Source organism: Bacillus sp. FF-1, assembly GCF_028548245.1.
Lineage (GTDB): Bacteria > Bacillota > Bacilli > Bacillales > Bacillaceae_G > Bacillus_A > Bacillus_A paranthracis.
On record NZ_JAQQGG010000001.1, the window covers coordinates 556,707 to 581,539 of the forward strand.

At 35.5% G+C, this 24,833-nt stretch carries 28 protein-coding genes and 1 pseudogene; 27 read left to right on the forward strand and 2 right to left on the reverse strand.

From position 1 onward, the window contains the following. The 21 genes from PQF83_RS02985 to PQF83_RS03085 all read left to right on the forward strand — a co-directional run bounded on the left by PQF83_RS02985 (position 1) and on the right by PQF83_RS03085 (position 18,557). The gene (locus tag PQF83_RS02985) at positions 1 to 453 is read left to right on the forward strand and encodes a hypothetical protein (protein WP_000275907.1); all 453 of its coding nucleotides are present in this window, start codon (positions 1 to 3) and stop codon (positions 451 to 453) included. Positions 454 to 470: 17 nt separating this feature from the next. Further along, positions 471 to 1,769 carry a flagellar hook-associated protein FlgK gene (gene flgK / locus PQF83_RS02990; protein WP_001239725.1) on the forward strand — a complete coding sequence of 433 codons (1,299 nt, stop codon included), beginning with the start codon at positions 471 to 473 and terminating at the stop codon, positions 1,767 to 1,769. 305 nt (positions 1,770 to 2,074) lie between these two features. Then, complete coding sequence (locus PQF83_RS02995) at positions 2,075 to 2,938, forward strand: flagellar hook-associated protein 3 (protein ID WP_001266391.1); 864 nt, start codon at positions 2,075 to 2,077, stop codon at positions 2,936 to 2,938. 19 nt (positions 2,939 to 2,957) lie between these two features. Next, entirely contained in the window at positions 2,958 to 4,367 is a 1,410-nt protein-coding gene (locus PQF83_RS03000) for a flagellar hook-associated protein 2 (protein WP_000929230.1), read from the forward strand. A 22-nt stretch (positions 4,368 to 4,389) separates the two neighbouring features. Then, a complete protein-coding gene (locus PQF83_RS03005; protein ID WP_001149522.1) occupies positions 4,390 to 4,758 on the forward strand; it encodes a flagellar export chaperone FliS in 369 nt (122 codons plus the stop codon). Next, positions 4,748 to 5,020, forward strand: coding sequence for a hypothetical protein (locus PQF83_RS03010; RefSeq protein WP_001058066.1), 273 nt, complete (start codon positions 4,748 to 4,750; stop codon positions 5,018 to 5,020). The genes PQF83_RS03005 and PQF83_RS03010 overlap by 11 nt, the downstream gene beginning before the upstream one ends. A gap of 377 nt (positions 5,021 to 5,397) precedes the next feature. Then, complete coding sequence (gene flgB / locus PQF83_RS03015) at positions 5,398 to 5,805, forward strand: flagellar basal body rod protein FlgB (protein ID WP_001113116.1); 408 nt, start codon at positions 5,398 to 5,400, stop codon at positions 5,803 to 5,805. 20 nt (positions 5,806 to 5,825) lie between these two features. Continuing rightward, on the forward strand, positions 5,826 to 6,239 hold the full coding sequence (gene flgC / locus PQF83_RS03020; protein WP_000484677.1) for a flagellar basal body rod protein FlgC: 414 nt from the start codon (positions 5,826 to 5,828) through the stop codon (positions 6,237 to 6,239). 17 nt (positions 6,240 to 6,256) lie between these two features. After that, positions 6,257 to 6,556 (forward strand): flagellar hook-basal body complex protein FliE, encoded by a 300-nt coding sequence (gene fliE, locus PQF83_RS03025; RefSeq protein ID WP_000701675.1) that lies wholly within the window; start codon positions 6,257 to 6,259, stop codon positions 6,554 to 6,556. Positions 6,557 to 6,578: 22 nt separating this feature from the next. Beyond that, positions 6,579 to 8,153 carry a flagellar M-ring protein FliF C-terminal domain-containing protein gene (locus PQF83_RS03030; protein ID WP_000413183.1) on the forward strand — a complete coding sequence of 525 codons (1,575 nt, stop codon included), beginning with the start codon at positions 6,579 to 6,581 and terminating at the stop codon, positions 8,151 to 8,153. Positions 8,154 to 8,166: 13 nt separating this feature from the next. After that, positions 8,167 to 9,171 carry a flagellar motor switch protein FliG gene (fliG, locus tag PQF83_RS03035; RefSeq protein WP_000883350.1) on the forward strand — a complete coding sequence of 335 codons (1,005 nt, stop codon included), beginning with the start codon at positions 8,167 to 8,169 and terminating at the stop codon, positions 9,169 to 9,171. Further along, complete coding sequence (locus tag PQF83_RS03040; protein ID WP_000051728.1) at positions 9,158 to 9,844, forward strand: FliH/SctL family protein; 687 nt, start codon at positions 9,158 to 9,160, stop codon at positions 9,842 to 9,844. Before fliG ends, PQF83_RS03040 begins: the two co-directional genes overlap by 14 nt. Then, positions 9,841 to 11,145 (forward strand): flagellar protein export ATPase FliI, encoded by a 1,305-nt coding sequence (locus tag PQF83_RS03045; RefSeq protein ID WP_001064657.1) that lies wholly within the window; start codon positions 9,841 to 9,843, stop codon positions 11,143 to 11,145. Before PQF83_RS03040 ends, PQF83_RS03045 begins: the two co-directional genes overlap by 4 nt. 117 nt (positions 11,146 to 11,262) lie before the next feature. Continuing rightward, positions 11,263 to 11,673: a hypothetical protein gene (locus PQF83_RS03050; RefSeq protein WP_000360875.1), complete on the forward strand. Its 411-nt coding sequence runs from the start codon at positions 11,263 to 11,265 to the stop codon at positions 11,671 to 11,673. After that, complete coding sequence (locus PQF83_RS03055) at positions 11,666 to 12,796, forward strand: flagellar hook-length control protein FliK (protein ID WP_000344734.1); 1,131 nt, start codon at positions 11,666 to 11,668, stop codon at positions 12,794 to 12,796. The genes PQF83_RS03050 and PQF83_RS03055 overlap by 8 nt, the downstream gene beginning before the upstream one ends. A 3-nt stretch (positions 12,797 to 12,799) precedes the next feature. Beyond that, positions 12,800 to 13,378 (forward strand): flagellar hook assembly protein FlgD, encoded by a 579-nt coding sequence (locus tag PQF83_RS03060; RefSeq protein ID WP_001143465.1) that lies wholly within the window; start codon positions 12,800 to 12,802, stop codon positions 13,376 to 13,378. Between the two features lie 17 nt (positions 13,379 to 13,395). Then, positions 13,396 to 14,619 carry a flagellar hook protein FlgE gene (locus PQF83_RS03065; protein ID WP_000588290.1) on the forward strand — a complete coding sequence of 408 codons (1,224 nt, stop codon included), beginning with the start codon at positions 13,396 to 13,398 and terminating at the stop codon, positions 14,617 to 14,619. Between the two features lie 49 nt (positions 14,620 to 14,668). Beyond that, entirely contained in the window at positions 14,669 to 15,004 is a 336-nt protein-coding gene (locus PQF83_RS03070; RefSeq protein WP_000198182.1) for a DUF3964 family protein, read from the forward strand. A 517-nt stretch (positions 15,005 to 15,521) separates the two neighbouring features. Then, a complete protein-coding gene (locus PQF83_RS03075) occupies positions 15,522 to 16,007 on the forward strand; it encodes a hypothetical protein (RefSeq protein WP_000068331.1) in 486 nt (161 codons plus the stop codon). Positions 16,008 to 16,135: 128 nt separating this feature from the next. Beyond that, positions 16,136 to 17,044, forward strand: a complete 909-nt coding sequence (locus tag PQF83_RS03080; protein WP_000075952.1) for a chemotaxis protein — start codon at positions 16,136 to 16,138, stop codon at positions 17,042 to 17,044. Positions 17,045 to 17,609: 565 nt separating this feature from the next. Further along, on the forward strand, positions 17,610 to 18,557 hold the full coding sequence (locus PQF83_RS03085; RefSeq protein ID WP_000274719.1) for a DNA-binding domain-containing protein: 948 nt from the start codon (positions 17,610 to 17,612) through the stop codon (positions 18,555 to 18,557). Positions 18,558 to 18,650: 93 nt separating this feature from the next. Here the strand turns inward: PQF83_RS03085 and PQF83_RS03090 are convergent, their stop codons facing one another. Together PQF83_RS03090 and PQF83_RS03095 are read right to left on the reverse strand one after the other, a co-directional pair. Continuing rightward, positions 18,651 to 19,451 carry a flagellin N-terminal helical domain-containing protein gene (locus PQF83_RS03090; RefSeq protein WP_001219678.1) on the reverse strand — a complete coding sequence of 267 codons (801 nt, stop codon included), beginning with the start codon at positions 19,449 to 19,451 and terminating at the stop codon, positions 18,651 to 18,653. Positions 19,452 to 19,691: 240 nt separating this feature from the next. Further along, the gene (locus tag PQF83_RS03095) at positions 19,692 to 21,032 is read right to left on the reverse strand and encodes a flagellin N-terminal helical domain-containing protein (RefSeq protein ID WP_001222362.1); all 1,341 of its coding nucleotides are present in this window, start codon (positions 21,030 to 21,032) and stop codon (positions 19,692 to 19,694) included. A gap of 424 nt (positions 21,033 to 21,456) precedes the next feature. Here PQF83_RS03095 and PQF83_RS03100 point away from each other — a divergent pair. From PQF83_RS03100 to PQF83_RS03125, 6 genes and pseudogenes are all read left to right on the forward strand, one after another. Beyond that, positions 21,457 to 22,053, forward strand: a pseudogene (locus PQF83_RS03100) (lytic transglycosylase domain-containing protein); the annotation flags it as partial. An 84-nt stretch (positions 22,054 to 22,137) separates the two neighbouring features. Continuing rightward, complete coding sequence (locus tag PQF83_RS03105) at positions 22,138 to 22,362, forward strand: flagellar motor switch protein FliN (protein WP_000775712.1); 225 nt, start codon at positions 22,138 to 22,140, stop codon at positions 22,360 to 22,362. A gap of 14 nt (positions 22,363 to 22,376) precedes the next feature. Beyond that, complete coding sequence (gene fliM, locus PQF83_RS03110) at positions 22,377 to 23,363, forward strand: flagellar motor switch protein FliM (protein ID WP_000012188.1); 987 nt, start codon at positions 22,377 to 22,379, stop codon at positions 23,361 to 23,363. A gap of 10 nt (positions 23,364 to 23,373) precedes the next feature. After that, on the forward strand, positions 23,374 to 23,733 hold the full coding sequence (gene fliN, locus PQF83_RS03115; protein WP_000680025.1) for a flagellar motor switch protein FliN: 360 nt from the start codon (positions 23,374 to 23,376) through the stop codon (positions 23,731 to 23,733). A gap of 12 nt (positions 23,734 to 23,745) precedes the next feature. After that, positions 23,746 to 24,066: a hypothetical protein gene (locus tag PQF83_RS03120; protein ID WP_000121176.1), complete on the forward strand. Its 321-nt coding sequence runs from the start codon at positions 23,746 to 23,748 to the stop codon at positions 24,064 to 24,066. Next, complete coding sequence (locus tag PQF83_RS03125; protein WP_001220586.1) at positions 24,063 to 24,821, forward strand: flagellar type III secretion system pore protein FliP; 759 nt, start codon at positions 24,063 to 24,065, stop codon at positions 24,819 to 24,821. Before PQF83_RS03120 ends, PQF83_RS03125 begins: the two co-directional genes overlap by 4 nt. The last annotated feature ends 12 nt before the right edge of the window (positions 24,822 to 24,833 follow it).

Below are 24,833 nucleotides of genomic sequence, written 5' to 3' on the forward strand. Positions count from 1 at the left end.
ATGTATATACAATTATATGAAAAGCTCGTTATTATTCAAAAAGCATATGAAAACATTCAAACGCTTGGAGAACAAATATATGAGAATTTAAAAAATAAAAATGTAAATGCAGTTCAAAAGTTACAAGTAGAGCAATTGCAGTACATTGAAGGTTTAAAACAATTATCGAGATCATTTGAAGAAATGGTTGTTCAGTTTTGTAAAGAACAGGGAGTGGAATCATTTCGCGTAAGTGCGTTATTTTCGTATTTTTCTCAAGAAGAAATTGAGAAAATGGAAAAATTACAAAAAAACTTAATTGGATTAGAAGAAAATGTAAAAATGCTTCTTTTGAAAAATCAATATTACTTAAACGTACTATTAAAAACTACAGAAAGTATTGTGGATTCAGTTTCTGAATATAACTTAGAACGAAACAATAATTCGCAAATCTTTATGAATGAACTATTGTAAAGGGGAAGTGAAGCATTATGAGATTATCTGATTACAATACCCCGTTATCGGGTATGTTAGCGGCCCAAATGGGATTACAAACGACGAGACAAAACTTATCAAACATTCATACACCTGGCTATGTGCGCCAAATGGTGAATTACGGATCTGTTGGAGCGAGCAATGGTCATACACCAGAACAGAGAATTGGTTATGGTGTACAAACGTTAGGTGTTGATCGAATTACAGATGAAGTGAAGACGAAACAGTTTAACGATCAATTATCTCAGCTCTCTTACTATAATTATAAGAACTCGGTTTTATCACGAGTAGAGTCTATGGTAGGAACGACAGGCAAAAACTCACTATCTAGTTTAATGGATGGATTCTTTAATGCTTTTCGAGAAGTTGCAAAAAATCCAGATCAATCAAACTATTATGATACGCTAATTTCTGAAACTGGGAAGTTTACAAGTCAGGTAAATAAACTTGCGAAAAATTTAGATTCAGTAGAAGCGCAGACGACAGAAGATATTGAAGCGCATGTCAATGAATTTAATCGTCTTGCGGCTAGTTTAGCAGAAGCGAATCAAAAAATTGGGCAAGCTGGTACACAAGTGCCAAATCAACTTTTAGACGAACGTGACCGTATCGTTACAGAAATGTCTAAGTATGCCAATATAGAAGTATCTTATGAATCTATGAATCCTAATATCGCAAGTGTTAGAATGAATGGCGTTTTAACAGTGAATGGACAAGATACATATCCATTGCAATTAAATAAAACGAAAGAACCTATGTCTGTTGAAATTTACGGTTCGGAAATTCCTTTAACTAGTGGGGCAATAAAATCTGCAATCGATACGAAAGGGCAGATTGCTAGTTATAAGAAAAATCTTGAAGAGTTAATGGGTTCAGTGAAAAATCAAGTAAATACAGTGATGGGAAAAGACTTCTTCGTTGGAGATTATGCGAAAGAGTTGAAATTAAATCCAGAATTTGCGAATGATTTTTCGAAAATGAAAATATCTGCTGAAACTGCAAATAAATTGGCAGGAATTACAGATGAAGATTATAAAGATGGTCTTTCATATAAAAAAGCATTAGACCAATTCATAGTGAAGGTAGCATCTGATAAAAGTGAAGTGAACGGTTATCAAAAAATTCATGGAGACTTATTAGAAGGTATTCAGCAAGAAAAGATGAGTATCGAAGGCGTGAATATGGAAGAAGAAATGGTTAATTTAATGGCCTTCCAAAAATACTTCGTTGCGAATTCTAAAGCTATTACTACAATGAATGAAGTGTTTGATAGTCTGTTTTCAATTATTAGATAATGAGAGGTAAAAACAAAAGCTTTTTCTTTTATGTTTGAAGAGAGGGCCAGCAGAGTGTAGAAGCGGTCAGTGCCTAATAGAGGACCTATCGGTGTGAGACCAGAGATATGGAGCGGGTGCCAGATAAAGTAGAAGAGGAAACGACCTAGATTTGAGAATGGAACGCTTTGTAGCACCTTTTGTATAACGATGAATGAGAGGTAAAAGCAAAACCTTTTTCTTTTATGTTTGAAGAAAGAGCCAGCGGAGTATAGTTCCGGTTTCAGCTTCCAATCAATTTTCAATAGATAAAGGAGGAGATAGAAATGAGAGTATCTACATTTCAAAATGCAAACTGGGCAAAGAACCAGTTAATGGATTTGAATGCCCAACAGCAATATCATCGAAATCAAGTAACTTCAGGGAAGAAAAATCTTCTTATGAGTGAAGATCCACTTGCAGCAAGTAAATCATTTGCAATTCAACATTCGTTGGCGAATATTGAACAAATGCAAAAGGATATAGCGGATTCAAAAAATGTGTTAAGTCAGACGGAAAATACATTGTCAGGTATTGTGAAATCTTTAACGAGAGCGGATCAATTAACAATACAAGCATTAAATGGACCAAATGGTGAAAAAGAATTAAAGGCAATTGGTGCCGAAATCGATCAAATTTTAAAACAAGTTGTATATTTAGCGAATACGAAAGAGCAAGGTCGTTATCTTTTTGGTGGAGATAGTGCAGAGAAACCTCCATTTGCGGATGATGGGACATACCAAGGTGGCGAAAAAGATGTAATGTGGAAGCTAAATGATGGTTATGAAATTAAAGCTTTTCGTAATGGTGAGAACTTACTAACTCCTGTTATTCAAACGTTAGTAAAGATGAAAGATGCGATGCAAAGCGGTGATCAAAAGGCGTTGCAACCGATTTTAACGGAAAATAAGAAAAACTTGGATAGTGTTATTAACCGTACAACAGAAGTGGGAGCAACGATGAACACTGTAGAGACGTTTAAGACAATTTTAAGCGAGCAAAATCTAGCACTTCAAGAAAATCGTAAAGAAATTGAAGATGTTGATTTAGCGGTAGCAATTTCTGACTTGGCGTATATTAACGCGACGTATGAAGCGACGCTTAAAGCAGTTAGTACGATGAGTAAAACGAGTATTTTAGACTACATGTAAAGAATAAGGAGTGAGAAATATGGCAGGAACGATAACAGGTATTGGCGGTAGACAACAGATTTGGAATCTCGGAAATAACATGATCGATACTTCTAACTTCGTTGAATTAGAAATGAATGCGTTAGATATGAGAAAAACACCGTATACAACTGAAAAGAATAGCCTTTCACAAGATAAACTTTTATATACAAGTTTAAAATCGGAATTCAGTTCTTTCACGCAAACATTTAAAAATTTAGCGGCTTTTAAAGGGAATGAGAAAAAGGTAACAACATCACAAGACGGTTATATTAATGTCAAAGCTGATGGTGGAGCTATTGCGGGAACTTTTAATATGAAGATTACACAGCTTGCGCAGCGCCATCAAATAGCTTCTGATGAAATTAAAGATATAGATGCAAAGCTTAATAGAGATGAAACATTAAAACTAGGTGATAAAGAACTAAAAATAACATCTGATATGACATATAAGGATTTAATTAATAAAATCAATGATGGAGATTATGGTGTATCAGCTTACACACTTGGAAATAAAATTTTTATGACCTCAAAAAAAGAAGGAAAAGATGGAGTAATTAATTTTGAGGGGAACACATCTAAATTTTTTCAAGATATAGGGTTAGCTAATGAGAAGGGTGCAGCGATCCATATAATCAATGAAGCGCAAAATGCTGAATATACGATTAATGGTATTACAGGTAGCAGCTCCACCAATACAGTTGAAGCCCTTCCAGGTGTGAAAATTGAATTATTAAAAGTAACTGAGCAAAAAGTAGAGGAAAAGCCAGTAGAAAATCCGGACGGAGAAAGTACAGAGGTTGATCCAAAGACAACAGAGGCACAAGCAAAAGGGATAGAGCTGAAGTTTACAGTAAGTGACTCAAACGTAACAGACGCATCAAATGTTATTAAAAAAATGGTTGCGGATTATAATAAAGCTGTTTCTACAGTAGATATCTTTGCTGGTAAAGGCGGGGCGTTCCAAGGTCAAGCTATTATGCAAAGTGTACGCCAAGCGATGAATAGCGTCGTAACATTTTCTCAAGATGGTAATTACTTATTCTCATTTGGTATTCAATTAAAGCAAGATGGAACGATGGAAGTTAATGATGAAGCATTAACGAAAGCGTTAAAAGAGAAGCCGGATGCAGCGAAGCAATTTTTCTTTAGTTCTAACGGATTAGGGAAAATGATGGAAGAACCACTTGAAAAATTATTTGGTGATAAAGGTGTAGTAGGAGAACGAGTAAAAAGTATTGATTCACGTGTAAGTGATTTAGATAAAAAGATTAAAGATATTGAAGCACAAAACTTGCAAAAACAAGATGAAATTGTGAAGAAGTATCAAAAACTAGAAAGTACATTAGCGGCGCTAGATAGCCAATTAAAAACAATTAAAGCAATGACAAAACAAAAAAGTGATGATTAATGAAAGTTGAGGAAGTGATCGTATGCAAGCATGGCAACGTTATATGCAAAATGATATTATGACGAGTAATCCGATTAAAAATACAATTTTTATTTATGAAAGATGCATTGTAGAGTTTCGTAATTTAGAAGAGCTTTTACATACTTTTAAACTACAAGAGGGAGATGCGCTTCTTGAGAAGTTAGAACGTATTTTTGAAGAATTAAAGCTTCAATTAAACCCTGAGATTACGAAAGATTTATATGATAGTCTTTATGGTTTATATGATTGGATAAGTGTTCAAATTCAAACGATGAAAGTAACACGTGAAGCGAAAGATATTGATGCAATTGTGAAAGTGTTACAAGATTTAATAGACGGTTATCGCGGAGCGCTTGAAAATGAACAATGATATTTATCGAGCATTTGTCGGCTGTTTTAATGAAATCGGTGAATTGCAAGTGTCAGATGAAGAGTTTGCTGAGAAGAGCGCGATGTTAAATCGCTGGATGATGACATTGGATGAAGAAACGCGCGCACAAGTTGCGGCAGAAGTAAGTCCATTTATTATTAAGGCAGCACAGCATATTCGAGATAAGCAAAAGATTTTGGAAGAAATGATTATGACAAATGATGGGCGAATGAAAGCCAATTCATTTTACGGTAAATATTAATTATAAAGTGTGGAAACGGATCCCCCTTATTACAAGGGGTCCATTCCTTCATGTAAATAAAGAGTTCCGCTGATTGAGGTTTCATTTTATGACTGTAAAAAATAGAAGTAATCTAAATAATATAAAAATAATCTACAGCTAGTCGTAAATATGTTCAAATATTATATAGATTACTACGCGTATACAGCTTTTTTGTATTCTTTTTTATATTTTTGTATTTTTCTAAAGACAACAATGTAAAAATGGAATAAAATATGTAAGGGTACATAATAGTTAATATTTTAATAAATACATATAAGAAATTAAATAATGAAGTGAAACTTCCATCAGTGGATTATTATGCCAAAATGATAAGTTAAAAAGGAAGGGTGTGGAGTATGCCAGATTTAGTGACTGATGTAAGCCATTATATGAATTATTTAGTGACGAAACGAAATGCTGTTTCTAGTAATATTGCAAATGCGAATACACCTGGCTATAAAGCACAAGACGTTACATTTGCTGAGCAAATGAATAAAAGTAGTGCATTATATAAGAGTAATACTGCGGATTTAAAAACTAATGCAGATTTATATCAAACGAATGAAATGCACTTACCGACAGTAAATGCGAAAAATACATATGCAAAGATTCAAACGAAGTCAATGAACACGAATAAAGATGGAAATAGTGTGGATGTAACGACAGAAATGCTAGATTTAATGAAAGCAAACCAATTGTATGGGATCTCAATTAATGCAATTAATACACAATATGCAATTAACCAAGCAGCTCGCGGACGTTAATAGTAGAAGGAGAGACAACGATGTTTCAGGCAATTAATGCAAGTGGATCAGGGCTAACAACAGCGAGAAAATGGATGGAAGTTACTTCAAATAATATTGTAAATGCAAATACAACGGCAGCTCCGGGGGCAGATTTGTATGAGCGCCGTAGTGTAGTGCTTGAATCAAATAATAGTTTTGCGAATATGTTAGACAGTGCACCGACTAACGGGGTGAAAATAAAAAGTATTGAGGCAGACAAAACTGAAAACTTAGTGTATGATCCGACGCATCCGCATGCAAATGAAGAAGGATATGTACGTTATCCGAATGTTGATGTGACTGCTGAAATGACGAATGTAATGGTTGCTCAAAAAATGTATGAAGCAAATACAAGTGTATTAAATGCGAATAAAAAAATGCTGGATAAAGATTTAGAAATCGGCCGAGGATAAAGGGGGAATATGGGAAGATGAAAATCCAACCAATGTTACATACACAACCATTTGGCGCGATTCAGTCAATTGGTGTACCGAAAAATACACAAACATCTGTAGTCGAGGGGAAGAAGTTTATCGATTTATTGGAAGATATGAATCAAACGCAAAATAATGCGCAAACAGCGGTATATGATTTACTAACAAAAGGAGTAGGAGAAACACATGACGTTTTAATTCAGCAAAAGAAAGCTGAGTCTCAAATGAAAACGGCTGCTCTTGTACGTGATAATCTTATTGAAAATTATAAGTCACTAATTAATATGCAAATTTAGGAAAATGGACGGGTGTGTTTAAATGGAAAAGTTAAAAAATGTTTTCCAATCGTTAAAAACGTGGCATAAGTTAGTCATTGGTGCTGCGCTTTTAGCAATTGTAACAGGAGCACTTTTATACTTCACCTTGCCAGATAAATATGTTGTTGTATATCAAAATTTAAATGATGCAGACAAGCAAGAGATTACAGCAGAATTATCGAAGCTAGGTGTCGATTACCAATTAGCAACCGATGGTTCGATTCGTGTGCAAAAAAATGATGCTCCATGGGTTCGAAAAGAAATGAATGGAATGGGCTTACCGTTTAACTCAAAAAGCGGTGAGGAAATTTTATTAGAAAGCTCGCTCGGTTCAAGTGAGCAAGATAAAAAAATGAAGCAAATTGTCGGTACGAAAAAGCAATTAGAGCAAGACATTGTAAGAAACTTTGCGACAGTTGAAACGGCAAATGTTCAAATTACATTACCTGAAAAAGAAACAATTTTTGATGAAGAAAAAGCAAAAGGAACAGCCGCAATTACGGTTGGTGTAAAGCGTGGTCAACTATTAACGGCTGATCAAGTTGCGGGTATACAGCAAATGATCAGTGCAGCAGTTCCTGGTGTAAAAGCAGAAGAAGTAAGTGTTATTGATAGCAAAAAAGGTGTTATCTCAAAAGGGGCAGATGAAGCACATTCTACTAGTTCCTCTTCTTATGAGAAAGAAGTAGAGATGCAACACCAAATTGAAGGGAAATTAAAGCAAGATATCGATGCAACATTAATGACGATGTTTAAACCAAATGAATATAAAGTGAATACGAAAGTATCTGTAAACTACGATGAAGTTACACGTCAGTCTGAAAAATATGGTGATAAAGGTGTGCTTCGTAGTAAACAAGAGCAAGAGGAAAGCTCTACTGCGCAAGAAGGTGCAGATACGAAGCAAGGTGCTGGTATTACAGCGAACGGCGAAGTGCCGAACTACGGTACGAACAATAATCAAAATGGCAAAATCGTCTACGATAATAAAAACGGTAACAAAATCGAAAACTATGAAATAGATAAAACAGTTGAAACGATTAAGAAACACCCAGAGTTAACGAAAACAAATGTTGTTGTATGGGTGGATAATGATACGTTAGTAAAACGAAGAATTGATATGACGACTTTCAAAGAAGCGATTGGTACAGCAGCTGGACTTCAAGCTGATCCAAATGGGAACTTTACAAATGGTCAAGTTAATGTTGTAACTGTTCAGTTTGATCAGCCGAAAGAAGAGAAGAAGAAAGAACCAGAAGAAAGTGGTATAAACTGGTGGTTAATCGGTGGTATTACAGGTGGCTTATTAGCGCTCTTTGGTCTAATATGGTTCTTCTTAGCTAGACGTAAGAGAAAGAAAGAAGAAGAGGAATATGAAGAATACTTAGCAGAAGAGGAAGTTGCTGCAAGTAGTGAAAGTATTATGGAAATTCCGGAAGAGAAAATAGTACCAGAGCCAAAACCTGAGCCAGAACAACCGAAAGAACCAACGTTAGATGAACAAGTGCAGGATGCTACGAAAGAACATGTAGAAGGTACTGCAAAAGTAATTAAAAAATGGTTAAACGGACAGTAAGGGAGGAACAACGATGTTAGATGAAATCTCCTCCAAAGAAAAAGCTGCCATCCTCATTCGTACATTAGATGAAGAGGTGGCAGCAAAAGTCATTGAATATATGACGGCTGAGGAAAAAGAAGTGTTGCTTCGTGAAATCGCGAAGTTTCGTGTATATAAACCAGAAACGTTAGAGAATGTGCTAGGGGAGTTCTTATATGAACTAAATGTAAAAGAATTGAACTTAGTCACTCCAGATAAAGAGTACATTCGTCGCATATTTAAAAATATGCCAGAAGACGAGCTTGAAAAATTATTGGAAGACCTTTGGTACAACAAAGATAATCCATTTGAATTCTTAAATTCACTTACAGATTTAGAGCCACTTCTTACAGTGCTTAATGATGAATCACCACAAACAATTGCAATTATCGCTTCTTACATTAAACCGCAACTTGCTTCTCAATTAATTGAGAGATTGCCAGATCATAAGCGAGTAGAAACGGTAATGGGTATTGCGAAACTAGAACAAGTTGACGGTGAACTCATTAATCAAATTGGTGAGCTATTAAAAGCTAAATTAAATAATATGGCGTTTAGTGCAATCAATAAAACAGACGGTTTAAAAACAATTGTGAACATTTTAAATAATGTTTCACGAGGCGTTGAAAAAACAGTCTTTCAAAAGCTGGATGAAGTTGATTATGAGTTATCTGAGAGAATTAAAGAAAATATGTTTGTCTTTGAAGACTTACTTGGTCTTGAAGATCTTGCGCTTCGCCGTGTGTTAGAGGAAATTACAGATAACGGTGTCATTGCAAAAGCGCTTAAAATTGCAAAAGAAGAAATTAAAGAGAAATTATTTACATGTATGTCTTCAAACCGTAAAGAGATGATTCTGGAAGAATTAGATGGCTTAGGACCACTTAAGATGACAGATGCTGAGAAAGCGCAGCAAATGATTACAGGTACGGTGAAAAAGCTAGAGAAAGAAGGAAGAATTATTGTTCAAAGAGGTGAAGATGATGTCCTTATTTAAAAACAGAATTCCGAAGAATTCTGTTTCTTTTTCTGAAGAAACGTATGAATTACAATTTCCAAAACCAATACCAGTTTACGCGGAAGAAGAAATACAAGTAGATCATGAAGAGCTTCGTGCACAGCAAGAATCGTTACATATTGAAATGCGCCAACTAAGGCAAGAGCAGCAAGTGTTAGAACGAGAGCGTCAACAGCTATTGCAAGATAAGGAACAATTTCAAATGCATGTTCAGCAGCAAATGGAACAGATAGAATCTGCACGTTTGCAGTTTCAAAAAGAGCAACAAGAAACAGCATACGAATGGACAGAATTATTATGGGATCAATCTTTCCAACTAGCAGAAAAAATTGTGAACCAAGCAGTAGATTCGCGATTACTTGATGTATTACCTATTTTAACTGGCATTGTTCAAACATTGCCTACTTCGTTTGAAAAACTAGTCATTACAGTACATCCAGAAACATTTGAACGTATTCAAGAAGAGAAGGAAAATACGAAAGAGTATTGGCTACTACAATTAGTAGAATGGAAATATGATTTTACCTTACAGTTTGGTGAATTTGTTCTGGAAGAAGAGAAAGAGTTCTTTGAATTTAAATTTGCACCTATATTTGCGAAACTTCGTCAAAAATGGGAAGAAGAGAAATTATTTGAGGAGCAAAATGTATGAACAACCAGCTCATAATCGAACATAGTAAATGGAATACGTTTATTGAAACGCCGTTCTATACGAAAGTCGGTAAAGTTCATAGTGTACAAGAACAGTTTTTCGTAGCGAAAGGACCGAAAGCAAAAATTGGAGATGTTTGCTTCGTTGGGGAACATAATGTTTTATGTGAAGTAATTGCGATTGAGAAAGAAAACAATATGTTACTTCCATTTGAACAAACAGAAAGAGTATGTTACGGAGATTCAGTTACATTAATTGCAGAAGATGTTGCTGTACCTCGGGGCAATCATTTACTTGGAAAAGTGTTAAGTGCAAATGGTGAAGTGTTAAATGAGAATGCTGAAAACATTCCATTACAAAAAATAAAATTAGATGCTCCGCCGATTCATGCATTTGAACGTGAAGAGATTACTGAAGTATTTGAAACGGGAATAAAATCAATTGATTCTATGTTAACAATAGGTATCGGTCAAAAGATTGGTATTTTTGCTGGGTCAGGTGTTGGTAAATCTACTTTACTTGGAATGATTGCAAAAAACGCAAAAGCGGATATTAACGTTATTAGTTTAGTAGGAGAACGTGGCCGGGAAGTAAAAGATTTTATTCGAAAAGAATTAGGCGAGGAAGGTATGAGGAAAAGCGTCGTTGTTGTTGCGACGTCAGATGAAAGTCACCTTATGCAACTTCGTGCAGCTAAGCTTGCGACATCTATTGCGGAATACTTCCGAGACGAAGGCAATAACGTACTACTTATGATGGACTCTGTTACTCGTTTTGCTGACGCGCGTAGAAGTGTTGATATTGCAGTTAAAGAGTTACCGATTGGTGGTAAAACACTTTTAATGGAAAGTTATATGAAGAAGCTGTTAGAGCGATCTGGGAAAACGCAAAAGGGGTCTATAACAGGTATTTATACTGTACTCGTTGATGGAGACGATTTAAACGGTCCTGTACCGGATTTAGCACGTGGTATTTTAGATGGACATATTGTATTAAAACGTGAACTTGCAACGCTCAGTCATTATCCTGCTATTTCAGTGCTAGACTCAGTAAGTCGGATTATGGAAGAAATCGTGTCGCCAACTCATTGGCAACTGGCAAATGAAATGCGAAAAATTTTATCTATTTATAAAGAAAATGAATTGTATTTCAAATTAGGAACGATTCAAGAAAATACAGAAAATGCTTATATTTTTGAATGTAAAAATAAAGTAGAAGGTATAAATACGTTTTTAAAACAAGGTCGATCTGATAGTTTCCAATTTAACGATATTGTTGAAGCAATGCACCATATAGTATAAGACCTTGCGCTTCGCAGGTCTTATTTTTTTGTTTTTTAATATTTCACAGATTTTTTTGGAAAAAAACTATATAATAGAAAAAGAGAACGTTATAATAGGAAGGGGCTATGAAAACAGGTGGATAAGCAGCAGTACGACACGATAAAATTGCAAATAAATCAAGAAAAAGAACAGATTTTGAAAGAAGTGTATGAATTAACAGCTGAAAAAAGAAAAATAGAACAAAAAAAAGAATATGATTTATATGTTGTGAAATCGCGTAGTAAAGTCGTACAAACTGGGCAACGTATTATGGCTGGTATGCTTTCCTCACATACGTTTTCACCTGAAAGAATAGAAGAATGGAATCGGAAAATTAAAAAAACAGAAGATTTTATTCGAAAAAATGAAAGCCTTTTAGAACAAGTAAAAGAAAAAGAACGTGTCATTGATGAGATGTATCAAGAAGATTGTAGAAAGCTTGCGAAAGTACGAGAAAAGCAGGAAGAAAAAATGCTTCTTGATTTGAAAATGTGTATGAATGGATGAGGTGAATGTAGTGATACAGTCTGTATTACCGGTGCAACAAAGTTTACCTCCGCAAAAAGAAAAAGGGCTAGAAGTACAATCTAAAAGTGAAGATTCTTCATTCGATCGTGCGATGAGAATGGAAAACAAAAAGCAGCCGAAAACGGAGAAAACAAAGCAAAAAGATGCACCAGAGGATAGAAAAGAAAACATTCTTTCTAAAAAATCGGCAACGAAAGAAGAGCCAAATGTAAAGAAAGAAGAAAAAAAAGAGACAGAACAGTTATTGTTAGCTGTATCTGAGCAAATGGTTGCAATTGAGCAATTACGTGTGCAGCCAGAATTGTTATATCAATACATACAAAAAATACAAGAGCTATATAAAGAATATGGAAATATAAAACTTAACCAATTACCCGCAGGTGAATTACAACAATTACAAGAACTCATTTCTAATATGAATATCAAAAATGCTATATGTTTAGAAGATACAATGCAAATGGCATTAGACAAAGTGAAGATGCCAGAGCAAATGATGCAAATATTGAACGTTGTAGAAAAAGAAGCTTGTAATATTGCAAAGCAACAGGAAGAGTTCAAAGACTTAGATGGAGATCTTCCGAAAGCTGAGAGCGAAGATGTCAAGGTAGAGTTGCCAGAAGGTGATGTATTCAACGATTCGAATTCTGCCGGTGCAGAGTTATTAAATAAAGCGATAAGTACCGATCACATAGGGAAATCAAATAGTGGCGCTGAGAAAGTTTCATTGCCTGACTTAGGAAAGAAAATGGAAGCACAAGTAGAAGCCTTGCAAAAGTTTGTAGTGAAACAAGAGCGTGTTTTATTCCAGTTAAATCCAGAAAAACTTGGTACATTGACAGTGTTTATGAAAAAACATGGAGATCAAATTGATGTTCATGTGGAAATGGAAAAACACGATGCGAAGAAACGTGTTGAAATCATTTTTGATGAATTGAGACTGAAGTTAAAAGAAAAAGAAATTAATATTCAAATTAGCTATTCAGATAAAGATGAAAATCGTAAAGAACAGCGAGAACAAGAGCAAAGGCAAAAGCAGCAATTAGTAAGTACGAAACATGAGAAACAAGAATCAAAAGAATTTGCGGGATTATTGGAGGAATAAAGCGTGCCAACAGTTGGATTAAATACAACGAGTACAAATCATATTCCGTTGCAAGCAGGAGCGCAGAATAGGAACGCACCTGTTAACGGTGCACAACCGGCAGTAGGGCAAATGAATGGAGTATCAGCAGGAGAACAAAAAACTCCTGGAGTAATGGGAAAAGATGATTTTCTGAAATTGTTTTTATCGAGTTTCCAGCACCAAGATCCATTTAATGCGATGGATATGAATCAAATGATGAACCAAACAGCGCAGTTATCTCTTATGGAACAAGTACAGAATATGACGAAAGCGGTAGATAAACTGCAATCAACGATGTATTCAACAGCGCTTGATGGTGGGATGAAGTTTTTAGGGAAGTACGTAAGAGGTATTGACGGTGACGGTAAAAAAGTAACTGGTCAAGTAGAGACAGTTCGCCTTGCAGAAAATAACGATGTACAGCTCGTAATTGATAATAAAGTTGTCTCTCTTCGCTTTGTTGAGAGAGTGTCTGATAAACCGATTGGAGAAACGAATCTAGAAGATGTAAAGAAAGACGACCAGAAAGTAACTGAAGAAGTAAAAACAACAAATTCATAAGGGAGTGTTCATACGTTATGATTAAAGCATTATATACAAGTATTTCAGGGATGAATGCAACACAAAATGCATTAAGTGTAACTTCAAATAATATTGCGAATGCACAAACAGTAGGTTATAAAAAACAAAAAGCGATGTTTGATGATTTACTGTACAACAATTCAGTTGGTGCAAAAGGTGACGATAGATACGCAGGGACGAACCCAAAAAGTATCGGTAACGGTGTGAAAATGAGCGGAACGGTGACGGATTATACCGATGGTACAATTACGTTAACTGGTGGTAAAACACAAGCAGCATTGGAAGGTAATGGTTTTTTCGTTGTAGGTGATTCAAAAGGCGGAAATATGGAATTTACACGTAAAGGGACATTTACAATATCTTCAGATTATTATATTACGAATACAGAAGGTCAATATGTATTTGCTTATCCAGCTGATCCATCAACTGGTAATGTTGATTTATCTGGTATTCCGGGACCATTGCAAATTCCAATGGGATCAGCAATCGGTGGTATTCGAACGTCACAAGGAATCGTTGGAGGAAACATTCCAGCTGATGCAAAACAAATTACGCAAGAATTGCCTGCATACGATGATGCCGGTAATACATGGACAATGCGCGTAGAGTTTACACAAGATGGTGAACATAATTACAAATATACAGTAAAGATGCGTAACGAATCGAAGAAAGAAACAGAGTTTACAGAGGTTCAAGGCGCAGGTGGTAATGTAAAATTCAATGAGGTAGGGAAGCCAGATCCGGTAAACCCTGAAGCGAATATACCATTTAATAATGGAACAGTAAAAATAGACTTTAGTAAATTAACAAACCACCCGACAGAGAAAACATTAGCAGTAACAAATGTAGATGGTAGACCAGCGGCCACTGTGAAAGATTGCTTTATTGCTGATGGTGGATATGTGATGGTAAAGTATTCTGATGGAAGTATGAAAGCGGCAGGTCAATTAGCTATTGGTATGTTCCCGAATGAAGGTGGCTTAATGAAAACCGGTAATGGTAACTTTACAGCGACAAATACAACTGGTATTTTAGCACTTGGCGTATCTGGTCAAAATGGTGCAGGGAAAGTACGTGGTAGTGCGCAAGAAGGCGCAAACGTAGATTTATCTGTAGAATTCGTTGATTTAATGTTATACCAACGCGGTTTCCAAGGGAATGCGAAAGTAATTAAAATTTCAGATGAAGTATTAAATGAAGTTGTAAACTTAATTCGATAATATATAATAAAGAAAAATTGTAATGTAGTAGAAAGGGTTTTTTACTCGTATGACAAGACAAGAGCGAATTTTACAATTGCCTTTTTTCGAAAATAAACGTGAACTTGCCGAGCAAGTGTTAAAAATGGAACGAGAAGAGCATGTATATTTACCAGATCAATTTGAAATTAAGCAAGTACCTCCGTACTCATTTGGTGAAAAACAAGCAATCATTGGCCGTATTCACGAGTTTTATTTCGTAAGTGTTGGTAGTGAAGGCGAGTGGAAGTATCAACTGTTTAAGGATGAGATGAAGTGCCGTGAGTTTTTTGTTACGTTATCAGGGATAACGGATCAGCAAATCGCGTTTTGGTTTAATAATATCGAGTTACTGAAAAGATCTTAAAAGATTTTAAAAGCTCTTTTTTTAGGTTTTGAGAGAGGACCTGGCGATGTGTGGTGGCGGTCAGTGCCTAATAGAGTCTCGACCGGTGTGTAAGACCAGAGATATGGAGAGTTGCTAGGGTAGTTGAAAAGATTTTAAAGGCTCTTTTTTAGGTTTTGAGAGAGGACCTGGCGATGTTTTGGAGCGGTCAGTGCCTAATAGAGTCTCGACCGGTGTTTTAAGACCAGAGATATGTAGAGTCGTAAGGTTAGTTGAAGAAGAGTGAAGTGTAGTTGGAAAAGCTCTTAAAATTCTTTTTTAGGTTTTGAGAGAGGGTCTGGCGGTTGTGTGGTAGCGGTCGGGGCTTATGTGGTGTGCTCGATTGTTGTTTAAGACCAGAGATATGTAGAGTTACTAGGGTAGTTTAAATAGATTTAAGCGAAGTGTAGTATGAATAATCCTTGTGGTCTTAACGTGTTTGATGTACTAATAAGTTTATTTGTAGCGATAGATTTTTATAAAAGGAGAGGTGAGGAGGATGGCGCAGAATAAGTATCGCGTTACATTCATTTCGCCGAGTGAGGTTGAGCAGCGGACTGTAATGACGGCGAGTAGTTTGCCAGATTTAATTCGTAAAGTAGAGGGTATTATTGCTGATCCGAATGGTTATTTTGTAAATGATAAAAAAAATAATTGCTATTTTAAAGTGATGAAAGAAAATGTTACGTTTATTCAATATGAGTTACTATTTTCAGATAAAGAGATTCATATTGAAAAATTAAAACATATAGCACCGGCAGTATTAAAACGTTTATTTGCAAAAATAAATGATCCGGAACTATATGCACTTGCGCTACTGGATGTTGATATAGCAACGAAAGAATATGTGCTAGAAGTAATGAATACCGAGTTAAGAATAAGAGTCGAAGCAAAGCTTTCAAAAAAATGGGAAGCGATGCCGACAGAAATTGTAGGAGCACAAGAAGTGTTACTAGAGGCCCTTGCTTCGTTTATAAAAGATTAATCGCCTGTTTAAATAAAGAAATGAATCGTTCGACTATCTATATTTTTTATATAGGTAGTTGACTTTTTCGTTTTAATAAAGCTTAATAATTAGATATACGGAAATAATGAAAGGGGAGCGACACCTTTATGTCACAAGCACAAAGTATTTTATTAGAAAGCGGAACAAATGAATTAGAGATTGTTACATATACTGTTGGTGAAAACCTATTTAGTATTAACGTAATGAAAGTACGTGAAATCATTAATCCATTCCCTGTTACAACTGTGCCAGAATCTCATCATGCAGTTGAAGGTGTTGTTCAAGTACGCGGTGAAATTTTACCAGTTATTAACTTAGCGACAGCTCTTAATTTAAAATCGACAAAGCCACTTGATCAAACGAAATTTATCATTTCAGAATTAAACCAAATGAAAGTTATTTTCCGCGTGGATGAAGTGCATCGTATTCAACGTATTTCATGGGAGCAAATTGATGAGCCAGCTTCATTATCTATGGGATTAGAAGAAACGACATCTGGTATTGTAAAACTAGATGGAAAAATCATCTTACTATTAGATTACGAGAAAATTGTATGTGAAATTAGCGGTACTGGTTATGATAATAAATCACTTTCAAAATTAGAACAAAAAACAGATCGCGGTGAAAAAATTATTTATATTGCGGAAGATTCAGCAATGCTTCGTCAAATATTAGAAGAAACATTATCATCAGCTGGATATACGAAAATGAACTTCTTTAGCAATGGTGCAGAAGCGTTAGCGCAAATTGAAAAGCTAGCGAAAGAGCAAGGAGAAAAAATGTTTGAACATATTCACATGTTAATTACGGATATTGAAATGCCGAAAATGGATGGACACCATTTAACGAAAGTAATTAAAGATAGTGAAATCATGAATCGTTTACCAGTCGTTATTTTCTCTTCCTTAATTACAAATGAATTATTCCATAAAGGCGAAGCGGTAGGGGCAAATGCGCAAGTAAGTAAGCCAGATATTCAAGAGTTAATCGGTTTAGTAGATAAGTTAGTGCTTTAAAAGCTTTTTTAGCTGGAATAGAGGAACTAGCCATGTGTGGAGCGGTCAGTGCTTAATAGAGCCCCATGCGATGTGAGATTTCAATTGAAGGTTTGTAGATTCTATTTATAAATCTAGTCTTTTAGTGGGAGAAGGGAACTAACCATGTGTAGTATTGGTTAGTTCCTTTTTAGTGTTTTATACTCTGTATAGGTGGAAAGATGGAACATTGTTGGAGTATTTGTGGTTGTATGAATAAACAATCTTTATTTAAAGATTTTTGATTTGAAAATATAAAAATATATTCTTGGATTATTTTAGTAATTTTTCGTGATAACGCAAATTTTTTCGGTGAAATTACATTCTAAATACCATATAATATAATTAAAAGTGATTAATATGCAATTATGCATATTAATGAAAAAATCTTTTTCTATTTCTATACTTTCTATACATTTTTGTATGTTTATTATTTGACAGACAATTTTGAAATGTTATAATATGGATATGAAAAAATTTCTATTTTCTAAAAAGACATGGGAGTCAGATGAGAATTGTGAAAGGATGAGGGGGAGTGGCACAGATTATGTATCACCACACAGCAATCAATGTATTAAGTCTCTTACAAAACATGTCAAATAATAAAATGAACGATATGCAACTAGAAGCGGAATTTAAAAAAATAGAAAAACAATTCCAAGTAAAATATGAAGAACTAGTTGATTTACATAATAGAATGGTATTATTTCAAATAGATATAGAAAAACATGGCGGGATGCGAGCATATGAAAAATCAACGATCACATGGCTCAAGTCTGAACTAGAGTTACTGTATGAAGTGTATCAATTTTGCCAACGTCACAGTTTAAACATTATTAATATTTCAAAGTATGTTAGTAAAAACGAACTAAATCTTTTCCCGAAAACAGAAAGTCAGTTACAAAATACGTATTACAAATTAAAAAAACGTGAAATACCGTTTGAAAATATTGAAAAACAAAAACCTGGACGAAAACGCAAATATATACCTGTAAAAGAAACAAATGTTGAAACAAAAAAAGAAAACAATCAAGTATTAAAAGAGGAAGTACAGCATAAAGAGAGTGAAAAAAGCCTCGTAACAGTTATATCGGGTATCGTTGATAACTTTGAGACAATTAGTCAACATAGTGAAAGAAAAGAAGATGAACTGCATCAGTTTATGGAGGGTATTTATAAGCTTTCTAACATGGCTGCAGGGCATTTTAAAGAAGAGTCTAATAGAAGTAGTCTAGAAAGTGAATTGCGTGCGCTACAATTGGAAAACGAAAGGTTAAAACGAGAAAAAGAAGAACTCGTGCAAGATGTGAAAGATATGACGCAACATTTAATTAGTTTTATTAAAAGTTCGGATGTCAATCAAATTCGTAAATTACCAACCTTCGTACAAGAATGCAAAATAGAATTAAATAAGCTAGGTTTATATAATCCACAAGACGGAAAAATGAAAATAAGGATCGACCGTAGAGGACAAGTTATGACAGTAGCACCATAAAAGTATTGGGTACAAAATAAAAGGGAAATACATAGTGTATATGTATTTCCCTTTTGCTTTTGTATGGAATCGTTTTAAAGAGTGGAATGACAATTATGATTGCAGTAATTTATATACCATTTGCGGAATTTGATTCGCTTGTGAAACCATACTAAGTGCAACTTCGGTTAACAATTTAAATTTTAAAAAGTCACTCATTTCCTGCGCCATATCCGCATCCTCAATTCGGGAAGCAGCATCTGTTAATGCTGTACTTTGGTTATTTAAATTTTCGATATTAAATTGCAGTCGGTTAATCATAGCCCCGAGATCAGCACGGTGAAGTGATACATTTTGTAAAGCTTCTTCAATTTTACGAATCGCCGCTCTTGCTTCTTGTTCTGTTGAAATGTTGATGTCATGTTGTGTAGGGGAAGGGGAGATATGTTTCGTTACATTTACTGTATGACCAATATCATCTAACGTAACAGGCCGGTTTTGTCCGTCAAATACGGATAAATCATTAAAATCAGTCGTTTCACCAATATAGCTAATTTGTTCTGTTAAAGATTGAAACTCTGTATTTAGTGAATCACGGTTTTGATTTGAATTTGTACCATTAGCAGATTGAACAGCTAAATCACGCATACGCTGTAAAACATTCGTCACAGTTTGAAGTGCAGCTTCCGCTGTACGAAGCATCGATATCGCATCCTCATTATTACGAATTGCTACGCGCATACCACTCGCTCTCGCATGCATACGAGTTACAATTGCAACATTCGCAGGATTATCAGAAGCATGGTTTAACTTCTTACCAGTCGCCAAATGCTCCATCGCAACATTCATACGCTTCTCATTCTCATACAACGACTGCCTAGCATTTATACTTAAAACATTCGTACCAATACGCATAATAGACACTCCTTATAGATTGATATAGTTAGTGGTTTAAAGCTAATAAACGGTCATGAAAAGATAAAAGGCTTATGCTTATTTGCTATTTATGTTTTAACTTAAGAGGGGGATTAAAATAGGCACTGACCGCTTCTACGCCACGCAGATGCTCTCTTCCATCAAAAAAAGGAAGGTTTTACAAAAAAATAAACCTCTCCGCAAGCAGAGAGGTTTATTTAAGAAACTAACTCAAATGGATTATTGTAATAATTTAGAAACCATTTGTGGAGTTTGGTTTGCTTGAGAAAGCATGCTGATTCCAGCTTCGTTCAAGATTTTGAACTTAGTCATTTCAGACATTTCTTTCGCCATGTCAGCGTCTTCTACTTGAGAAGCAGCAGATGCCATGCTAGATTGTTGGCTCTTAAGGTTGTTTACGTTAAAGTCAAGACGATTTAATGTAGCACCTAGAGTTGCACGATTGTCAGCAATTGTTTTTAGAGCTGCATCAATAGCTCTAATAGCTTGTAGTGGGTTTGCTGCAGAATCATCACTTGACTTAGCTACAGACAAATCAGTTGCTGGGAATTTACTTGCAATATCACTACCTTGTTTACCAGAAGTTCCAGCTGTTGTGTCCGTTCCGTCAAACGCTTTAAATGCATTTTCTAAGGCTGTTCTATTAGGTTTTGATAAATAATCTTTAATTTTATCAAAATGTTCTCTAGCAGCCGCAACTTCTTTACCTGTAGAAGTTGCTTTTAAACCTTTGATAGCAGTCTTAGCATCAGTGTATACATCCTCAGATACCTTAGCCATACTAAAGTTTGTAATAGTGTCGTATACGTTTTTAATCTCTGCAGCTTTAGCACCTTTCTCTCCAGATGCAGCGTTATCATAATTTTCGAAAGCTTGTGCAAGAGCCTGTGCATCAGCGTTGCTTATTGCACCTTTAATTTGATCAAAGGATTTTTTCGCAAGGGCAACCGCTTTATCGTCCGAACCACTTGTTAATCCTCCGATAGTGTCAGTGGCATGGTCTTTTGTTGCCTCAGTTATTTTACTTGAGCCAATATTTAATGTATCAATGCCTAATGCTTTAGTAGAAGCACTACCTAACTCAATGCCGATTTGTCTTGAACCGTCTTCTGAATCAAGAGTTTGGATGTTAATTGTTTTGTTAGAACCATCTAATAGGTTTTTATCGTTAAATTGTGTATTACTTGAAATATAATCAATCTGTTTTTGTAATTCACTAAATTCTTTTTGTAGTGCAGCTTGGTTTTTGTCAGTATTCGTACCATTTGCAGATTGGTTAGCCAGGTCACGCATACGAAGTAAGATGTTAGATACTGAGTTCATTGCTGAGTCAGCTGTACGGATTAATGCCATACCGTCTTGTGTGTTGTTAGCAGCTACGTTTAGACCGCTTTCACGTGCACGCATACGAGTTGCGATTGCAAGACCTGCTGCATCGTCAGAAGCGTTGTTGATACGTTTACCGCTTGATAAACGGTCCATAGCGTTACTCATTTTAGCTTGGTTTTGGCGCATGTATTCTTGCGTACGCATGCTATTAATGTTTGTATTAATTCTCATGTTAAGAACCCCCATTTTTTTATATTGAGTTTTCTGCAAATTGAAAAACGGTAATATGCAAAAAAAACAATTTCGAATTTATTGTAAGCCTTGCTATAATGGGTGTCAACTGAAAATTTGAATTAATAAATATAAAAAAATAACAGTTTAACAATTTAGTCGTTTTTTTATTACAATATAATTGCAAAGGATTATTGCAAACTTTACGAAAAAACTCTAATATTAGATTATCTTTGTTTACCGAAAAGGTGATATTATGGTAGTTGGAAATATAGTAAAAGAAGTACTTGCATATAAAAAAGGACAGTTTCAGCAAAAGTTAAGTAGTCCGGAGGCTTTCGTTAGTAGTCGCTTTCAAGAAAAGTTGCAGAGCGAACCTATGAAGGAGACGAAGGCTACTACGCAGCCGGCTAAAGTAGAAGATATGAGTCAGCCGGTACAATCTACGAAAATAGAAGCGGTTGTGAATAAACCGGAAGCATCTATTCATAAAGTAGAGGAAGTAAGTAAGCCGGAAGAAAAGCCTGAAACGAAGAAAGTTGATGACGTGCAAGTCGCGCAAAAAGAGTTTGAACGACGTTTCACGGAAACGAAAAATGAGGCAGTTGATACGTGGGGATTAACGAAGAAGTATAATATTCAAAAAATACGTTCTTCAAATGAAGGGAAGTATGAGGATATTATAGATAGAGTAAGTCGTACATACGGAATTCCGAAAACGTTAATTCAAAAAATGATTGAAGTAGAGTCTAATTTTAATCCGAAAACGGTGTCGCATGCAGGGGCGATGGGCCTTATGCAGCTTATGCCGGCGAATGTAAAAGAGATGGGTATAAAAAATCCATTTTCACCAGCTGAAAGTATTGAAGGCGGTGTGAAAGAGTTAAGCGGTTATTTAAAGAAAAATAACGGTGACTTAGTATTGGCGCTTGCTTCTTATAATGCTGGTCCTGGTAATGTGAGAAAGTACGGAGGGGTGCCTCCATTTAAAGAAACGCAAGGATATATTAAAAAAATATTAAATATCGACGTTTCAAAATAAGAGATTTCATTATATAGAGAGAACATGAAATTTTCGTGAACATGATATGGGAGTTGGCTAGATTTGAAATTACAAGATGATATTCCGTTAACAATTTATTTTGAAATCGGAAATACGAAAAAGAAAATTGAAGATCTGCTTCATATTACGAAAGGTACATTGTATCGTCTTGAAAATTCAACGAAAAATACGGTGCGTCTTATGCTTGAGAATGAAGAGATTGGAACCGGGAAGATTTTGACGAAGAATGGAAAAATGTACGTTGAAATCGTTGAATTGAAAAGGTAGGGAAGGGGATTTTCATGAGTGGCGATAAATTAAGCCAAGAGCAAATTGATGCCCTGCTGAAGGCGGTAAATGAAGGCGAGGAAATGCCAGCTTTCGCACAAGAAGCAGGGAAGCAAGATAAATTTCAAGAGTATGATTTTAATAGACCAGAGAAGTTCGGTGTTGAACATTTACGTAGTTTGCAAGCGATTGCTTCTACGTTTGGTAAACAGACGTCACAGACGTTATCTGCGCGTATGCGTATTCCGATTGACTTAGAGCCTTCGACAGTGGAGCAAGTTCCATTTACGAGTGAGTATGTGGAGAAAATGCCGAAAGATTACTATTTATATTGCGTCATTGATCTCGGACTTCCAGAGCTTGGAGAAATTGTTATTGAGATTGATTTAGCATTTGTTATTTACATTCATGAGTGCTGGCTTGGCGGAGATAGTAAGCGTAATTTTACGATGCGTAGACCACTGACGGCATTCGAGTTTTTAACGCTTGATAATATTTTTGCGCTTCTATGCAAAAATTTAGAGCAATCGTTTGAAAGTGTTGTAGCGATTAAACCGACATTTGTAACGACAGAGACAGATCCAAATGCACTTAAGATTACGACAGCGAGTGATATTATTTCATTAATGAACGTAAATATGAAAACAGATTTTTGGAATACGACAGTTCGTATCGGTATTCCGTTCTTATCTGTTGAAGAAATTATGGATAAGTTAACGTCTGAAAATATTGTTGAACATTCTTCAGATAAACGTAAAAAGTATAGGTCTGAAGTGGAAGTGAAAGTAAATCAAGTGTACAAACCTGTTCACGTTGCAATTGGTGAGCAGAAGATGACAATGGGTGAGATTGAGCAAATTGAAGAAGGCGATATTATTCCGCTTCATACAAAGGTTTCAGACCAGTTGCGTGGTTATGTAGATGGAAAGCATAAATTTAATTGTTTTATTGGAAAAGACGGAACGCGTAAGGCGCTCCTATTTAAAAGTTTTGTAGAGTAGGAGGATCCATATGAAACATGAAGTATCTCCTGTGTCATTAATGGGGTTAGAAGAATTTGCAGGAAAGCGAAATGAAGCAAGTAAAGCACATATTGATACTGTTTCAGATATTTCGATTGAACTTGGTGTAAAGCTTGGGAAAACATCTATTACGCTCGGTGATGTGAAACAGTTAAAAGTGGGCGATGTTCTGGAAGTAGAGAAAAACTTAGGACATAAAGTAGATGTATATTTAAGTAATATGAAAGTCGGCATTGGGGAAGCGATCGTAATGGACGAGAAGTTCGGTATTATCATTTCTGAAATTGAAGCTGACAAGAAGCAAGCTGCGCTTATGAAAGCGCAAAGTCAAATGCAAGATAAAGAGTAGAGGAGGAGTCATATGTCGTATATGACGACCTTATTTCAAGTCGTTTTACTGTTTGGTGCGCTCGGCTACGGTGCATATTATATGACGAAAAAGACGCGCAAACAGCAGTTTTTTAAACAAGGTGAAAATGGCCATATTCAAGTGAAGGACGGTGTTTATTTAAATCATCAAACGAGCGCCTTTTTATTTGAAGTGGATGGTAAGCAAGTGTTCACTGTTATTAGTAATAACGGTGTTCAATCTGTGCAATTAACAGGAACAGGAAATCAGTTTCAACAAGCGCTAGAAGACGCGGTGAAGAGTGAAACGAAAAAAGTAGAGGATCCATCATGAGAATAAAGAAACAGTTATCGTTATTAGCCGTTATTTTCGTATTTTCTATCGTTTTTTCAATTATTTTTGTAAATCCAGCGTATGCAGCCCAAAACGGTTTTATTAATTTCGAAAATGGAAAAGAGTTTACGAGTAACTCAAGTGTACAGTTATTTGCGCTCGTTACCCTTTTATCATTATCTTCATCTATCGTTCTATTATTTACACATTTTACTTATTTTATGATCGTTCTTGGGATTACACGTCAAGGGCTTGGGGTAATGAATTTACCGCCGAACCAAGTGCTCGTTGGACTTGCCTTGTTTTTATCACTCTTTACGATGCAGCCTGTTCTTGGGCAGCTAAAGAGCGATGTGTGGGATCCGATGACAAAAGAGAAAATAACGGTAAGCCAAGCTGCGGAAACGACAGCGCCGATTATGAAAGAGTATATGTCAAAGCATACGTATAAGCATGATTTAAAAATGATGCTGAAAGTACGCGGAGAAGAGTTGCCGAAAGATTTAAAAGATCTTTCACTATTTACGCTCGTCCCATCCTTTACGTTAACGCAAATCCAAAAGGGATTATTAACGGGGATGTTCATTTATTTAGCGTTTGTATTTATAGATTTGATTATTAGTACACTGTTAATGTACCTCGGGATGATGATGGTACCGCCGATGATTTTAAGTTTACCATTTAAAATACTCGTTTTCGTATATTTAGGTGGATATACAAAAATCGTCGACATTATGTTTAAAACGGTCGCCTGAAGCGTTTGATGC

Bases quoted from the DNA above. Each gene is read 5' to 3' on its own strand.
- PQF83_RS02985 (WP_000275907.1), top strand. From the start codon at position 1: ATGTATATACAATTATATGAAAAGCTCGTTATTATTCAAAAAGCATAT.
- flgK (WP_001239725.1), top strand. From the start codon at position 471: ATGAGATTATCTGATTACAATACCCCGTTATCGGGTATGTTAGCGGCC.
- PQF83_RS02995 (WP_001266391.1), top strand. From the start codon at position 2,075: ATGAGAGTATCTACATTTCAAAATGCAAACTGGGCAAAGAACCAGTTA.
- PQF83_RS03000 (WP_000929230.1), top strand. From the start codon at position 2,958: ATGGCAGGAACGATAACAGGTATTGGCGGTAGACAACAGATTTGGAAT.
- PQF83_RS03005 (WP_001149522.1), top strand. From the start codon at position 4,390: ATGCAAGCATGGCAACGTTATATGCAAAATGATATTATGACGAGTAAT.
- PQF83_RS03010 (WP_001058066.1), top strand. From the start codon at position 4,748: ATGAACAATGATATTTATCGAGCATTTGTCGGCTGTTTTAATGAAATC.
- flgB (WP_001113116.1), top strand. From the start codon at position 5,398: ATGCCAGATTTAGTGACTGATGTAAGCCATTATATGAATTATTTAGTG.
- flgC (WP_000484677.1), top strand. From the start codon at position 5,826: ATGTTTCAGGCAATTAATGCAAGTGGATCAGGGCTAACAACAGCGAGA.
- fliE (WP_000701675.1), top strand. From the start codon at position 6,257: ATGAAAATCCAACCAATGTTACATACACAACCATTTGGCGCGATTCAG.
- PQF83_RS03030 (WP_000413183.1), top strand. From the start codon at position 6,579: ATGGAAAAGTTAAAAAATGTTTTCCAATCGTTAAAAACGTGGCATAAG.
- fliG (WP_000883350.1), top strand. From the start codon at position 8,167: ATGTTAGATGAAATCTCCTCCAAAGAAAAAGCTGCCATCCTCATTCGT.
- PQF83_RS03040 (WP_000051728.1), top strand. From the start codon at position 9,158: ATGTCCTTATTTAAAAACAGAATTCCGAAGAATTCTGTTTCTTTTTCT.
- PQF83_RS03045 (WP_001064657.1), top strand. From the start codon at position 9,841: ATGAACAACCAGCTCATAATCGAACATAGTAAATGGAATACGTTTATT.
- PQF83_RS03055 (WP_000344734.1), top strand. From the start codon at position 11,666: ATGGATGAGGTGAATGTAGTGATACAGTCTGTATTACCGGTGCAACAA.
- PQF83_RS03065 (WP_000588290.1), top strand. From the start codon at position 13,396: ATGATTAAAGCATTATATACAAGTATTTCAGGGATGAATGCAACACAA.
- PQF83_RS03070 (WP_000198182.1), top strand. From the start codon at position 14,669: ATGACAAGACAAGAGCGAATTTTACAATTGCCTTTTTTCGAAAATAAA.
- PQF83_RS03075 (WP_000068331.1), top strand. From the start codon at position 15,522: ATGGCGCAGAATAAGTATCGCGTTACATTCATTTCGCCGAGTGAGGTT.
- PQF83_RS03080 (WP_000075952.1), top strand. From the start codon at position 16,136: ATGTCACAAGCACAAAGTATTTTATTAGAAAGCGGAACAAATGAATTA.
- PQF83_RS03085 (WP_000274719.1), top strand. From the start codon at position 17,610: ATGTATCACCACACAGCAATCAATGTATTAAGTCTCTTACAAAACATG.
- PQF83_RS03090 (WP_001219678.1), bottom strand. From the start codon at position 19,451: ATGCGTATTGGTACGAATGTTTTAAGTATAAATGCTAGGCAGTCGTTG.
- PQF83_RS03095 (WP_001222362.1), bottom strand. From the start codon at position 21,032: ATGAGAATTAATACAAACATTAATAGCATGCGTACGCAAGAATACATG.
- fliM (WP_000012188.1), top strand. From the start codon at position 22,377: ATGAGTGGCGATAAATTAAGCCAAGAGCAAATTGATGCCCTGCTGAAG.
- fliN (WP_000680025.1), top strand. From the start codon at position 23,374: ATGAAACATGAAGTATCTCCTGTGTCATTAATGGGGTTAGAAGAATTT.
- PQF83_RS03120 (WP_000121176.1), top strand. From the start codon at position 23,746: ATGTCGTATATGACGACCTTATTTCAAGTCGTTTTACTGTTTGGTGCG.
- PQF83_RS03125 (WP_001220586.1), top strand. From the start codon at position 24,063: ATGAGAATAAAGAAACAGTTATCGTTATTAGCCGTTATTTTCGTATTT.